This is a genomic window from Agrobacterium sp. ST15.13.013 (genome assembly GCF_027956525.1).
GTDB lineage: Bacteria > Pseudomonadota > Alphaproteobacteria > Rhizobiales > Rhizobiaceae > Agrobacterium > Agrobacterium salinitolerans.
Genome location: NZ_JAQKGP010000019.1, coordinates 1 through 13,627, shown reverse-complemented (window position 1 = coordinate 13,627; position 13,627 = coordinate 1). Strand labels below are relative to the sequence as shown.

Annotated in this window: 14 protein-coding genes and 1 tRNA gene; 12 read left to right on the top strand and 3 right to left on the bottom strand. The window is 60.8% G+C overall.

Annotation, left to right across the window (positions count from 1 at the left end; all coding sequences use genetic code 11):
• Nucleotides 1-35: 35 nt before the first annotated feature.
• Nucleotides 36-716 carry a response regulator gene (locus PL597_RS18415; protein ID WP_003491888.1) on the top strand — a complete coding sequence of 227 codons (681 nt, stop codon included), beginning with the start codon at nucleotides 36-38 and terminating at the stop codon, nucleotides 714-716.
• Complete coding sequence (locus tag PL597_RS18410) at nucleotides 713-2,107, top strand: sensor histidine kinase (protein ID WP_077981392.1); 1,395 nt, start codon at nucleotides 713-715, stop codon at nucleotides 2,105-2,107. Before PL597_RS18415 ends, PL597_RS18410 begins: the two co-directional genes overlap by 4 nt.
• Before the next feature lie 26 nt (nucleotides 2,108-2,133).
• Here the strand turns inward: PL597_RS18410 and purU are convergent, their stop codons facing one another.
• Nucleotides 2,134-3,018: a formyltetrahydrofolate deformylase gene (gene purU / locus PL597_RS18405; RefSeq protein WP_137410880.1), complete on the bottom strand. Its 885-nt coding sequence runs from the start codon at nucleotides 3,016-3,018 to the stop codon at nucleotides 2,134-2,136.
• Between the two features lie 232 nt (nucleotides 3,019-3,250).
• The gene (locus PL597_RS18400; protein ID WP_271365917.1) at nucleotides 3,251-4,027 is read right to left on the bottom strand and encodes a YbaY family lipoprotein; all 777 of its coding nucleotides are present in this window, start codon (nucleotides 4,025-4,027) and stop codon (nucleotides 3,251-3,253) included.
• A gap of 493 nt (nucleotides 4,028-4,520) precedes the next feature.
• Here PL597_RS18400 and PL597_RS18395 point away from each other — a divergent pair, with 493 nt between their 5' ends.
• The 9 genes from PL597_RS18395 to dps all read left to right on the top strand — a co-directional run bounded on the left by PL597_RS18395 (nucleotide 4,521) and on the right by dps (nucleotide 12,762).
• Nucleotides 4,521-5,465 (top strand): Bug family tripartite tricarboxylate transporter substrate binding protein, encoded by a 945-nt coding sequence (locus PL597_RS18395; RefSeq protein WP_142913607.1) that lies wholly within the window; start codon nucleotides 4,521-4,523, stop codon nucleotides 5,463-5,465.
• Nucleotides 5,462-5,956 carry a tripartite tricarboxylate transporter TctB family protein gene (locus PL597_RS18390; RefSeq protein WP_077981388.1) on the top strand — a complete coding sequence of 165 codons (495 nt, stop codon included), beginning with the start codon at nucleotides 5,462-5,464 and terminating at the stop codon, nucleotides 5,954-5,956. The genes PL597_RS18395 and PL597_RS18390 overlap by 4 nt, the downstream gene beginning before the upstream one ends.
• Nucleotides 5,957-6,062: 106 nt before the next feature.
• A complete protein-coding gene (locus tag PL597_RS18385; protein ID WP_077981387.1) occupies nucleotides 6,063-7,580 on the top strand; it encodes a tripartite tricarboxylate transporter permease in 1,518 nt (505 codons plus the stop codon).
• Nucleotides 7,581-7,707: 127 nt separating this feature from the next.
• Nucleotides 7,708-7,965 carry a hypothetical protein gene (locus PL597_RS18380; protein ID WP_271365915.1) on the top strand — a complete coding sequence of 86 codons (258 nt, stop codon included), beginning with the start codon at nucleotides 7,708-7,710 and terminating at the stop codon, nucleotides 7,963-7,965.
• Between the two features lie 280 nt (nucleotides 7,966-8,245).
• Nucleotides 8,246-9,184 carry a siderophore ABC transporter substrate-binding protein gene (locus PL597_RS18375; RefSeq protein WP_271365913.1) on the top strand — a complete coding sequence of 313 codons (939 nt, stop codon included), beginning with the start codon at nucleotides 8,246-8,248 and terminating at the stop codon, nucleotides 9,182-9,184.
• 285 nt (nucleotides 9,185-9,469) lie between these two features.
• Entirely contained in the window at nucleotides 9,470-10,435 is a 966-nt protein-coding gene (locus PL597_RS18370; protein ID WP_137410884.1) for an ABC transporter permease, read from the top strand.
• Entirely contained in the window at nucleotides 10,428-11,396 is a 969-nt protein-coding gene (locus tag PL597_RS18365; RefSeq protein WP_271365911.1) for an iron chelate uptake ABC transporter family permease subunit, read from the top strand. The genes PL597_RS18370 and PL597_RS18365 overlap by 8 nt, the downstream gene beginning before the upstream one ends.
• Nucleotides 11,393-12,151, top strand: coding sequence for an iron ABC transporter ATP-binding protein (locus PL597_RS18360; protein ID WP_269826853.1), 759 nt, complete (start codon nucleotides 11,393-11,395; stop codon nucleotides 12,149-12,151). The genes PL597_RS18365 and PL597_RS18360 overlap by 4 nt, the downstream gene beginning before the upstream one ends.
• A 122-nt stretch (nucleotides 12,152-12,273) precedes the next feature.
• Nucleotides 12,274-12,762 (top strand): DNA starvation/stationary phase protection protein Dps, encoded by a 489-nt coding sequence (gene dps / locus PL597_RS18355; RefSeq protein WP_137410887.1) that lies wholly within the window; start codon nucleotides 12,274-12,276, stop codon nucleotides 12,760-12,762.
• Nucleotides 12,763-12,838: 76 nt separating this feature from the next.
• Here dps and PL597_RS18350 read toward each other — a convergent pair whose 3' ends face one another.
• Nucleotides 12,839-13,060: a hypothetical protein gene (locus PL597_RS18350; protein ID WP_004443464.1), complete on the bottom strand. Its 222-nt coding sequence runs from the start codon at nucleotides 13,058-13,060 to the stop codon at nucleotides 12,839-12,841.
• Nucleotides 13,061-13,444: 384 nt separating this feature from the next.
• Between PL597_RS18350 and PL597_RS18345 the strand changes: the two genes are divergently transcribed.
• A tRNA-Gly gene (locus tag PL597_RS18345) sits at nucleotides 13,445-13,519 on the top strand.
• The last annotated feature ends 108 nt before the right edge of the window (nucleotides 13,520-13,627 follow it).

Sequence of the window (13,627 nt, the reverse complement as noted above, 5' to 3'; positions counted from 1 at the left end):
TCTGGTTAAACTCGGCAATGCTGTGGGAGGAAAATTTGCGCATTTTACTGGTCGAGGACAATCAGGTGCTGTCGGAGGGGTTGTCGGCGCTTCTGCGCGGCAGCGGTTATGCCGTGGATGTGGTATCCGACGGCGCTTCCGCCGATGCGGCGATTGCGGCGGAAAGTTTCGATCTCGTCATTCTCGATCTCAACCTGCCGGAAATGGACGGCATTGAGGTGCTGCGCTCCATGCGTTCACGTCAGGACAAGGCGGCGGTGCTGATTCTGACGGCGCGCGGCACGCCGGAGGAAAAGGTCAAGGGGCTCGATCTCGGCGCCGACGACTACATGATCAAGCCTTTCGACATCACCGAATTCGAGGCGCGGGTGCGGGTGCTCCTGCGCCGCAACGCCGGGCTGCGCTCCTCGGCGCTGAGTTTCGGCAAGGTGCTGTTCGATCTCAATTCCCGCACCTTTTCGGCCGATGGGCGCCCGCTCGATATTCCGGCGCGCGAGGTGGCGCTGCTTGAAGTGCTGTTCATGCGGGCCGGCAAGGTCGTCGCCAAGGAGGCCATCGTGCAGTCGCTGACCGGCTTCGACGACGATATTTCCGCCAATGCCATCGAGCAATATGTCAGTCGCCTGCGCAAGCGGCTCGCCCCCCACGGGCTGACGGTGAAGACGGCGCGCGGCATCGGCTATTATCTGGAAAAGCTGCCGGAGATGGCTGAATGAGACAGGCCGGCTATTCGCTCAGGCGGCGACTTTTAGGCTGGCTTCTTATTTCAACCGCCATCATCGGTTGCGTGGCGCTCACCGATACCTGGCGCGAGGCGGTGAATACCGCCAATGTCGTTTCCGACCGCGTGCTTTCCGGTTCCGCACTTGCCATCGCCGAGCGGGTGGTTGTGGCCGAGGACGGCTCGCTGGAAGTGGACATTCCCTATGTCGCGCTGGAAATGCTGACATCGGCCGCGCAGGACCGGGTATTTTACCGTGTCGACGGGCCGAACGGGCAATTCCTCACCGGTTACCAGAACCTGCCGACGGTGGAGAACAAAAATGGCGATACGCCCGCCTATCGCGATGCGGTGTTCCGCGATGAGCCGATCCGCGTCGCCGCCATCAGACGGTTTGCGTCCACCGGCATCAATTCCGTGCCCTTTTCCGTCACGGTTGCCGAAACCACCATTGCCCGCAGCCAGCTTGCGCAGGCGATCATCCTGCGATCTGCGCTGCGCCTGCTTTTGATGATCGTGGGGGCGGCGATCATCGTCTGGATCGCGGTGACGATTTCGCTCAGGCCGCTTTACCGGCTCAGCGAAGCCATTGCCGAGCGCAGCCCGAACGACCTGCACCCCATTCGTCAATCCGTGCCGGTGGAGGTGGAAAACCTGGTGGAAACGGTCAATTCCTTCATGGTGCGGCTGCAATCGGCGCTCGATGCGCTCCGGCATTTCACCGGCAATGCCAGCCACCAGCTGCGCACGCCGCTTGCCATCATCAGCACCCAGCTCGCGCTTTCCGCCCGCGCTGCAAGCCTTGAGGAGGCGCAGGCGGCGGCGCTGAAGGGCGGGGCATCGGTGGCCCATGCCGAACATATCCTCGCCCAGCTGCTGCGCATGGCCAATATCGACGCCGCCGGCTCCAGTGAGAAACACGATTTTTCCGCGATCGACCTCGTGGCTGTGGCGCAGAACGTGACGGCCGATTTCGTGCCGCGCGCCGCAGAGGCGGGTATCGATCTCGGTTTCGAAGGCGAAGGCGAGGCGACAATTCTGGCTGAGCCTCTGCTCATCGGCGAGCTGATCGGTAATCTTGTGTCCAACGCCATCAATTATGCCGGACGCGGCGCGGAAGTCACCGTGCGGGTCGGCAGGCAAACGGGCGCCGTCTGGCTGGAAGTGGAAGATAACGGCCCCGGCATCCCACACGAAAAGCGCGCCATGGTGCGCCAGCGTTTTGCACGCGGCGAAGCCAACGCCGCCCCCGGCGCCGGTCTCGGCCTCGCCATCATCGAGGAGATTGCCGGGCTGTTCGGCGGGCGGCTTACGCTGGAGGATGGCACGGACGGGCGTGGGCTGAGGGCGCGGGTGGTGTTTGGTGGTCCGGAAAGAGCGGCGTAGCAGGGCGGCTTGTCAGGCAGCCGTTATCACCCCATCCGCTCGGAAGCATAACTTCCCGGGCTTGGCGGGAAGACGACCGTGCGGTTGCCGTTGATGAAGGTGCGGTGGTGGATATGGGCGTGGATGGCGCGGGCCAGCACCTGGCTTTCGACATCGCGACCAAGCGAGACATAATCGTCGGCCGATTGCGCGTGGGTGATGCGCACCGTGTCCTGCTCGATGATCGGGCCTTCGTCGAGATCGGCGGTGACGTAATGGGCCGTGGCGCCAATCAGCTTCACGCCGCGCTCATAGGCCTGCTTGTAAGGGTTGGCGCCCTTGAAGCTCGGCAGGAAGGAGTGGTGGATGTTGATGATTTTGCCAGACATCTTCCGGCACAGGTCATCCGAGAGCACCTGCATGTAACGCGCCAATACCACCAGTTCGGTTCCGCTGGTCTCGATCAGCTCCATCAGCTGCGCTTCGGCCTTTGGTTTATTCTCCTTCGTCACCTTGATGTGGTGGAAGGGAATGTCGTGGTTGACGACGACCTTCTGATAATCGAAGTGGTTGGAGACGACGCCGACGATATCGATAGGCAGCGCGCCGATCTTCCAGCGGTAGAGCAGGTCGTTGAGGCAATGGCCGAAACGCGACACCATCAGCATCGCTTTCATGCGCTGGCCGTCCGGGTAGATATCCGCATCCATGCCAAACTTTTTCGCCACCGCCTGGAAGCCTTCGGTAATGGCCTCAAGCGAGGCGCCCTCTTCGGAGATGAAGGAGACGCGCATGAAGAACTTGCCGGTCTCGAGGTCGTCGAACTGCGAACTATCGACGATGTTACAGCCTTTTTCCGCCAGATAACCGGAAATCGCGGCCACAATGCCACGGGTCGATTTGCAGGCTACGGTCAGAACATAGGATGTCATTCGTTTTCCCTCACAGACTTGGCGTCGGCATCAGCCGGCACAGTTCAGCGCGTTCCATAGCGCAGCTCTGCGGCGGTGCAAAGTGTCGAGACGAACGCAGCCAAAGTCATAGGGCGGGAAAGGGCAGCGCGCCGTGCCGGAAGCGACATGGAATGTTCCATGGCCAGCACAGTTGGGCCAGCACAGTTTGGGCCAGCACGGCGACGCAGCGTGTTTCGGCAGGTTGTCGGCCTCAGGCGCGGCGCAGACGCATCGCCGTACGGCCGCGGCCGTCGATCAGTTCCAGCGTACCGCGACGCGGCTCCAGCCTAAAGGAGCGGGCCTGTTCCAGGGTTTCGATGAACTGCCGTTCCTGGCGCATGATGTCCGGGGCGCAGGCCATCTGGGTGGAAATCATCCGGCCGAAATCGACACGGTTGCGGCGGATTTTCACCTCGCCGCCGATGCCGTTGCAGCCGGCATTGCCCGAAACGCGGCCCTCGCGGGTAATTTCCAGCGTCGCCTGACGGCGGCCGCGAACCCGTTCGCCGCGGATCTCCTGCACCAGCCAGCGCCCGTCGATGCTGGCTTCCGGCTCGGGTCTGCCGGGACCAGCGCCCACACGCTCCAGCACGAGGTCGGTATCGTCGCGACCGCCGGTCAGCACGGAGTAACGCTGCGTGGTGGTGAAGAGCAGCCGGTCGCGGTCGCGGATTTCGGCGCTCAGCGCATAGGAACGGCGGCCCCTGATGTCGCGGTCGTCATAACGCAGCACGAAGGGCACGGGCACCTGACCGCGCGGGCGGATTGTGGTTTCGGCAATTGTCTGCGACGGCGCATCCGCCAGCGAAACATCGATCAGGCGCACGGTGACGGTCGCGCCCGGCGGTAGCGCGATGCGCTCGCGATAGGAGACGCTGCCGCGCAGGCTTGCCGGTGCGGCAGCCGCGCCGCCCGCTGCAAAAAGCGGGGCGAGAGCCAGGAGACCGGCGAAACTGCGGCGCGAAAGAAGAGGTTGGCGGTCGGTCATGGTGCTTGCTCCGTGCTGGTGCCGTTTGAATTTGAACAGATGATAGAAAACGGCACTGAACGGGCGATGAACCGTGGATATTTCAGTCATGTGCAGAGGGCGAGATCAGCCCGGATGGTGGCGGGCGCGATTGTGAGAGTTGTGTCCGGCGCGTCCCCATAGCCTCATCCCTGTGCTTGTCGCAGGAATGAGGGCGGAACAAGCATCGAAAGCACAAAGCAAAGCCATCCCACGCGCCACAGTAGACGTCCGATACAAATTAATAGAGAGTAAATGCGCAAGGACTTGCGTAGCGTCAGTTAGATGACAGCTTTTTGTGATGCTCTGCAATCCTTCTTCATTCCGTGGAGGCGGAAGAAGATGCGGGAGGAAATTCAGGACGGTTGCCAGGTCACCACGCTGAGCATTCAGCGCTGGCGCACGCGTGTCTAAAAAGCCCCCCGCATAAACGAAAAACGACGCCCAAAAAGGGCATCCTGAGGAGGGTTTTCAAGTGAAGCATTTTCTTATCGGCACATTTCTGGCGGGCGTGATCGCCCTTCCGGCAGCGGCAGCGGATTACACCATCATCGCGCCGGCCAACCCCGGCGGCGGCTGGGACCAGACCGCGCGCTCCATGCAGACCGTGCTGCAGGAAGAAGGCATTTCCAAGAGCGTGCAGGTGCAGAACGTACCGGGCGCCGGCGGCACCATCGGTCTCGCGCAGTTCGCCAGCCAGCAAAAGGGCAATCCTAACGCCCTCATCGTCGGCGGTTACGTGATGGTCGGCGCTATCCTCACCAACAACGCGCCCGTCACCCTCAAGGAAGTGACGCCGATCGCGCGTCTGACCGGTGAATATGAAGCCATCGTCGTTCCGGCGTCCTCACCGCTGAAGACCATTGGCGACCTCGTCGACCAGCTCAAGAAGGATCCCGGCAGCGTGTCCTGGGGCGGCGGCTCCGCCGGCGGCACCGACCATATCGCCGTTGGCCTGATCGCCAAGGCGGCCGGTGTCGATCCGACCAAGATCAACTACATCGCCTATTCCGGCGGCGGCGAAGCGCTTGCCTCGATCCTCGGCTCGCAGGTGACGGCCGGCGTTTCCGGCTACGGCGAATTCGAAGGCCAGATCAAGGCCGGCACGCTGCGGCTGCTCGCGGTCACCAGCGAAAACCGTCTGGACGGCGTGGACGCGCCGACGCTGAAGGAAAGCGGCCTCGACGTCGTCGTGCAGAACTGGCGCATGGTCGCGGCTCCTGCCGGCCTTTCCGCCGATCAGGAAAAGGCGGTGAATGCCGACATCGAGAAACTGGCAAAATCCGAAAAATGGCAGGAAACCCTGAAGACCAAGGGCTGGATGGACACCTATCTCGCTGGTGACGCCTTCAAGGAACAGCTCGCCAAGGATACCGCCGCCACCGAAACCATTCTCAAAGACATCGGACTGGTAAAATGAGCCAGGGTTCCAACCCTTCGCAGCATCAAAAGCGCCGCCCTGACTGGGCGGCGCTGGCGATCGCCGTCTTCCTCGTCATCATCGCCTGCGTGATCTTCTGGGACAGCGCCCGTCTTGCAAGTGTCACCGGTTATTCGCCGGTCGGCCCGGCGACGGTGCCTTACGCCATCGGCTTCTGTCTTGTCGGCCTGGCGCTGTGGACAGCCATCGAGGCCTGGCGCGGTGATTTCCCCGCGCGCGACAAACAGGAAATCGCCCCGGTTATCTGGGTCGTCGCTGGCCTTGCCGCGCAGATGTTGCTGCTCAACGTCGCGGGGTTCTCCATTGCCACCGGCCTGCTTTTTGCCTTTACGGCGCGTGCCTTCGGCAAACGCAAGCTCTGGTATTCGATCCCCATCGGCATCGCGCTCAGCTTCTTCATCTGGTTCATCTTCGCGCGGCTGCTGCAGCTTTCGCTGCCTGCCGGGCCTCTGGAGCGGCTGTTCTTCTGACAGCCATTCCGACCAAAATTCGAGATCACGGGAACAGCCGGCGCGCAATGACGCAAAAGCCAGCCGTTCCGCCCGCTCATTTGCTCGACTTGGGGGACATCTGCCCATGAGTACCTTTGAATTCCTGCTGCACGGTCTTGAGGTTGCCGCCCAACCCATGAACCTGCTCTATGCGCTGATCGGCGTCACGCTCGGCACCGCCGTCGGCGTTCTGCCCGGCATCGGCCCTGCGCTGACCGTGGCGTTGCTTCTGCCCGTTACCTATAGGCTCGATCCCGCCGGTTCGCTCATCATGTTCGCCGGCATCTATTACGGCGGCATGTATGGCGGCTCGACCACCTCGATCCTGCTCAACACACCGGGCGAGAGCGCCTCGATCGTGACCGCGCTCGAAGGCAACAAGATGGCCCGCAAGGGCAGAGGCGGTCCGGCGCTGGCCACCGCCGCCATCGGTTCCTTCGTCGCCGGCCTCATCGCCACCATCGCGCTCGCCTTTATCGCGCCCTATATCGTCAAGCTGGCGCTGGTCTTCGGCCCGCGTGAATATTTTGCGCTGATGGTGCTCGCCTTCGTCACCGTTTCTTCCGCTTTCGGAGATTCGGCGCTACGCGGCCTCACCTCGCTATTCATCGGCTTTGCCCTTGCCATCGTCGGTATCGACCAGCTGACCGGCCAGACCCGCATGAGCTTTGGCATTCCCGACCTGCTCGACGGCGTCGAAGTGACGACGCTTGCGGTTGCGATGTTCGCTATCGGCGAAACGCTGTTCATCGTGGCCCAAGGCCAGAGCGGCCCCGACAAGGTCGAGGCCGTCAAGGGCTCGGTCTGGATGAGCGCGCAGGACTGGTCGCGCTCCTGGAAAGCCTGGCTGCGCGGCACGCTGATCGGCTTCCCCATCGGCGCCATGCCGGCGGGCGGTGCTGAAATCGGCACTTTCCTCTCCTATGCCACCGAAAAGAAGCTGACCAAATATCCGGAAGAATTCGGTGAAGGCGCCATCGAAGGCGTGGCCGGTCCGGAAGCCGCCAACAATGCGTCCGCCGCCGGCACGCTGGTGCCGCTCTTGACGCTCGGCCTGCCGACCACCGCAACCGCCGCCATCATGCTCGCCGGCTTCCAGCAATATGGCCTGCAGCCCGGTCCGCTGCTGTTCGCCACCAATCCGCAGCTCGTCTGGGGCCTGATCGCCAGCCTGTTCATCGCCAACCTGATGCTGCTGGTTCTGAACCTGCCGCTCGTCGGTCTCTGGGTGAAGCTGCTGACCATCCCGAAGCCATGGCTTTACGCCGGCATCCTGCTGTTTGCGACGCTCGGCACCATCGGCGCCAACCCATCGGTCTTCGAACTCGGCATGCTGCTCGCCTTCGGCATTCTCGGTTACATCATGCGCATCTTCGGTTATCCGATTGCGCCTGCGGTCGTCGGCCTCATCCTTGGCCCGCTTGCCGAACAGCAGCTGCGCCGCGCGCTCGCCATCGGCCAGGGCGACCCGACGGTGCTGTTCACCTCGCCGATCGCCATTGGCCTCTTCATCGTGGCAGCCGCAGCCTTCATCATCCCGCTCATCATGCGTATCCGCGGCCGTGGCGACGTGCTGACGCAGCTTGCCGCCAACGAGGACTGAGAAACCGGAAACCTCTCAAGGCAACTGGCCCCGCATCTCCGGATGCGGGGCCTTTTTTATTCACGCCAACGGGATGTGTCATGCGGACACGCCCATGATAGAATTGCGCCAACCGCAGGAGAAAGACATGCGCACTATTGCGATCATGATGGTTCTGGCGCTTGCCGGCTGCACCACCGCCCCCGATGTCGAGCCCATTCCCGGCAGCATCACCTATGGCGGACAGCCGCGCGCCAAACTCACCAAGTCCCCCATCGGCAGCACGCTCAGCAATGAATTCGTCATGGGCGACGGGCGGCTGGCGATCGAAACCTACCGCGTGCAACCGGATCGGTCCCTGAAACTTGAAAGGCGCGCAATCGTCGGCGACTGGCCGCCGGATTGAGAACGGTGCTTCCGTCATCCTCGGCCTTGTGCCGAGGATCTGCGGCCTGTCGATTTTGTTCAACGTGACTAGATCCTCGGCACAAGGCCGAGGATGACGTCCGGACAGATTGCAGGCCATGCTTTTCCACCCGCACATTTCCCGCTCACCGCAATTCAGAATCGTTCTAAAACATAATTTTGATTTCCGCCGACCTTGCCAATAAAGCTGATCGCCAACATCAAGTTAACCCGGTGGGATCGTTTCCGCCGACTCGGAACATAGTGCAAGGGACATATAAGTGGCCATCAACTTCACCTTCCCCGTTCGGCTGCTGGCGGCAGCGGCCTTCAGCCTCGGCGCAATGACGGCAAATGCCGAAGACATGACGATCAAGCACGCCCAGGGCGAGACCGTGCTGAAAGCGGCCCCGAAGAAAGTTCTGGTTCTCGATATTCCCTCGCTCGACAATCTCGATGCGCTCGGCGTCGATCCAACGGGTGTCGTCGGCTCCAACCTGCCTGTCTATCTGCAGAAATATGCCGACGGAAAATATCTGAAGGTCGGCACGCTGTTTGAGCCCGATTACGAGGCGATCAATGCGGCCGAGGCCGATCTCGTCATCGTCGGCGGCCGTTCGCGGGCGAAATATCCGGACGTTGCGAAGATCACGCCCGCCATCGACATGTCGGTGGATTCCAAGGAATTCATCGGCAGCGTGAAAGCCAACATCACCAAGCTCGGCAATATCTTCGGCAAGCAGGAAGAAGCCAAGAAGCTCGATGCCATGATCGATGAAAAGGTAGCGAGGCTGAAGGAGATCGCACCCAATTCCGGCACGGCGATGATCCTCGTCACCAATGCCGGAAAGGTCGGCGTTTATGGCCCCAGTTCGCGCACCGGCTGGCTGCACACCGAAATCGGCTTCAAGCCGGTCGCGGCCGACATCGACGACCGTTTCGACCGCGGCGACGTCGTCTCCTTCGAATATCTGGCCGAGGTCAATCCCGAATGGCTGTTCGTGATCGACCGCGACGCCGGCATCGGCCGTGCGACCGACCCCGGCAAGGCGGCCGCACAGGTGCTGGACAACGAGCTGGTGCACCAGACCAATGCCTGGAAGAAAAAACAGATCGTTTATCTCGACCCGCAGGCCGCCTATATCGTCAGCAGCGGTTATACGGCGCTCACCACCCTGCTCGACCAGGTCTATAACGCGGTTTCAGGCAAGAAGTCGTAGAAGGCATAGACCATCTTCTCCAAGGCTGCTCCATATGCGACGTCATCCTTGGGCTTGTCCCACTGCTGTCCGGTTTAGATTTTGATTGAGGCCTGAAGCCAGCTGGCAAGGGTAAACATCCCCTCGGCGTCATCCTCGGCCCTGTGCCGAGGATCTAATCACGTCGAATAAAATCAATCGGTTGCAGATCCTCGGGACAAGCCCGAGGATGACGGAGGACAGGTCTGAACCCCTCAACACCCTCAAGGCCGCCTGAACTTTTACCATTTTCGAAACACCATCGACGTGAAATCCTTACCCCTCATATCAGCCCTTCTTCTGGCTCTGACGCTCGCCATCACCAGCCTGTTCGTCGGCGTCAGCAATGTCTCGCTCGCCACGCTCTTCGCACCGGATACGAGCGCGGACGCCCTGCGCGTGCTGCTCGTCAGCCGCATTCCGCGCACGCTGGCGCTGATACTCGCCGGAAGCTCAATGGCGATTGCCGGGCTCATCATGCAGATGCTGGTGCGCAACCGCTTCGTGGAGCCGTCGACGGCGGGCACCACCGAATCCGCCGGCCTCGGCCTGCTCACCGTCACCCTGCTGGCACCGGACACGCCGATCTTCGGCAAGATGCTGGTGGCCGCCGTTTTCGCGCTCGGCGGTACGGCTCTTTTCCTGCGTATCCTGAGGCAGGTGCCTTTGCGCGACGTGCTGCTGGTGCCGCTGATCGGCATCATGCTGGGCGGCGTCATTGCCGCCGTCACCACCTTCTTTGCCTATCGTTTCGATCTCCTGCAATCGCTGGGTGCATGGATGACAGGGGATTTTTCCGGCGTGCTGCGCGGCCGTTACGAACTGCTGTGGGTCGGCTTCCTTTTCGCCATCGCCGCCTATCTCGCCGCCGACCGTTTCACCGTGGCAGGCATGGGCCGCGATTTCACCACCAATCTCGGTCTGAACTACCGCCGCGTCATGGCGCTCGGCCTCACCATCGTGTCGCTGGTGAGCGCTGTCGTCGTCGTCACGGTCGGCATGATCCCCTTTTTAGGCCTGATCGTTCCGAATGTCGTCAGCCTGATGATCGGCGACAATATGCGCCGCTCCGTGCCCTGGGTGGCAACGCTCGGCGCGGTCTTCGTACTTTCCTGCGATATCATCGGCCGCACCGTGCGCGCACCTTACGAAATACCCATCGGAACCGTGGTCGGCGTCATCGGCAGCGCGCTCTTCCTCTATCTCCTGCTGCGGAAACGCCACCATGCGTGAGAGACATCCCGACCGGCGTGCAAAAACCGCTCTCATCGTGCTTGCGGCATTCGCACTCCTCTCCATGGCCGCCTTCATGACGCTCGGCGCAAAAGGGAGCTGGAGCTTCGTGTTGCCGTTTCGCGGCATCAAGCTTCTGTCGCTCTTGCTGGTGGCCTATGCCATCGCGGTCTCCACCGTGCTGTTCCAGACGGTGACCAACAACCGCATCCTCACTCCTTCGGTAATGGGTTTCGATTCGCTTTACGTGTTGATGCAGACCGGGCTGATCTTCGTTTTCGGCTCGGCAACGGTCGTCATGATCGATCCGCAACTGAAATTTCTCGCTGAAACCAGCCTGCTCGTCGCTTTTTCCGCCCTGCTCTATCGCTGGCTTTTTGTCGGTGCGGAACGCAGCCTGCATCTGCTGGTGCTGGTCGGCATCGTTTTTGGCGTCTTCTTCCGCAGCCTCTCGGGTTTCATGCAGCGCGTGCTCGACCCCAATGAATATACCGTGCTGCAGGATGTGCTGTTTGCCAGCTTCAATTCCATCGATCCCACGCTTCTTGCCGTCTCCGCCGTCATCATCGGCGTGGTGACCATCATCGGGCTCAGGCTCACGCACACGCTCGACGTCCTCTCGCTCGGCCGCGCGACGGCCATCAGCCTCGGCGTCGAATATAAGCGCACGGTCACTATCATCCTCGTGCTGGTCTCCGTGCTGGTCGCCGTCTCCACAGCGCTGGTCGGCCCCGTCATGTTCTTCGGCCTGCTGGTCGCGGCCCTTGCCCATTATCTTACCGGCAACGGCAAACACGCCTATGTGCTGCCCGCGGCAATCCTCATCGCCATAATCTGTCTGGTGGGCGGCCAGGTGGTACTGGAGCGGGTTTTCGCCTTCGATACGGCGCTCTCGATCATCATCGAATTTCTCGGCGGTATCGTCTTTATCGGTCTAATTTTGAAACGGGGTGCGCGATGATCATCGCCAGTCAGATCAGCAAATCCTATGGCGACAGCCTCGTCGTCGATGGCGTCTCCGTCTCCATTCCGGCAGGCGGCGTCACCTCCATCATCGGGCCGAACGGGGCGGGAAAATCGACCCTGCTCTCCATCGTCGCAAGGCTGATGTCGATGGATGCCGGAACGGTGACGGTGGACGGTCTGGATGTGGCCAAAACCCCATCCGATACGCTGGCGAAGCGGCTTTCTATCCTGCGGCAGGACAACCACATCTCCTCGCGCCTGACGGTGCGAGACCTCGTCGGTTTCGGTCGTTACCCCTATTCCAAAGGCCGCCCCACCATAGAAGACAAGGTCCATATCGACCGGGCGCTGGAATATCTCAATCTCGAAGCCCTTGCCGGCCGGTTTCTGGACGAGCTTTCCGGCGGCCAGCGCCAGCGCGCCTTCGTGGCCATGGTGCTGTGCCAGGACACGGATTACGTGCTGCTCGACGAGCCGCTCAACAACCTCGACATGAAACACGCCTCCAGCATGATGAAGATCATGCGCCGCGCCGCTGACGAGCTGAAGAAGACCGTGGTTCTGGTGCTGCACGACATCAACTTCGCCTCCTGGTATTCCGACACCATCATCGCCATGCGCGAAGGCCGCATCCGCCATCAGGGGCCGGCGAACGAGATCATCCGTCCGGACGTCCTCAAGGACATCTACGACATGCCGATCCGCGTCAATGAGATAGACGGCCGACGCATCTGCCTGTTTTACGAATGATACGATGATTGTGCAGGATTTTTGCTGTCCCAGCGCCTGGCATGGAACACGGCCGCAGGCCCGGACGTTAAACGACGGACTTTTCCAAAGCGGCATTCCGTCCGCAACTTCAGGAGACATCGATGAAGACGCACAAGACGAAGAACGACCTGCCTTCCAACGCCAAGTCGACCGTGATCGGTATTCTCAATGAATCGCTCGCTTCCGTCATCGACCTTGCGCTCGTCACCAAGCAGGCGCACTGGAACCTCAAGGGCCCGCAATTCATCGCCGTCCATGAACTTCTCGACACGTTCCGCGCCCAGCTCGACAATCACGGCGACACGATTGCCGAGCGTGTGGTCCAGCTTGGTGGCACGGCGCTCGGCAGCCTGCAATCGGTCTCCTCAACGACAAAGCTCAAGGCCTATCCGACCGATATCTACAAGATCCATGACCATCTGGACGCCCTGATCGAGCGTTATGGCGATGTGGCCAACATGATCCGCAAGGCGATCGACGATTCCGACGAGGCCGGTGATCCGACGACGGCCGACATCTTCACCGCCGCCTCGCGCGATCTCGACAAGTCGCTCTGGTTTCTCGAAGCGCATGTGCAGGAAAAAAGCTGAGCGGAAAACGGCTCTCGCCTGCCCAAACAGCAAAGCGCCCGAGATACCCGGGCGCTTTTTTAACGGAATGGCGCAATCAATGCCGACGTAAGACAGCAAGCCCTATATCGCGCAACATTTCATGGTCGAGAATGCCGCGCTGGGCGCTTCGGATCAAAACCGCTGCGCACTCATTGGCGACATGGCTGCTGCGATCTTGAAGGCACTCGAAACATACGCCATCGAAAATATTCTGTAGATCGGTGATCTGCTCTGGCGACAATTGTGCGCCAACTCTTTCAAAAGCTGCGTACGACAAGGCTCATCCTCCCGATGATGATATGCCAAGTATCGTTCCCAATATCGTGTCGGATTTTTCGTGGACAGGAAATTTGTACACCCGAACGAATCACTTGTCGAATCAGATTTTAACCAAATGTAAACAGGTTATTTTCTGGCCTTCCCGCCGGCCGCCACTCCCGTCACAGGGAGATAAAAACCAGCTGAAACAACATCTTCAGCGGAAATTCCCTGCGCTTGCGCCCGTAATGGCCGCCAGATTTCGGATAAATCCGCACACAGGCGGATTTCCACCGAAACCGCAAAAGAAACTATTGCATTCCAAAAACGATTGAGCGATATAGCACCCGTCGCCACTTGGCGGCCCACGGTTCAGCGAACTACCCCGGACCGGTGGATTTGAGCGGGTGTAGCTCAGGGGTAGAGCACAACCTTGCCAAGGTTGGGGTCGAGGGTTCAAATCCCTTCGCCCGCTCCAGTTTCCCAATGTCCAGACCGGAGACATAGGTAACAGTTTGTACCTAAGACATAGGTGACAATCTCGTGCCGAACGGATTGTCGATTGTTTGCAGCGTTCTCTGTTCCA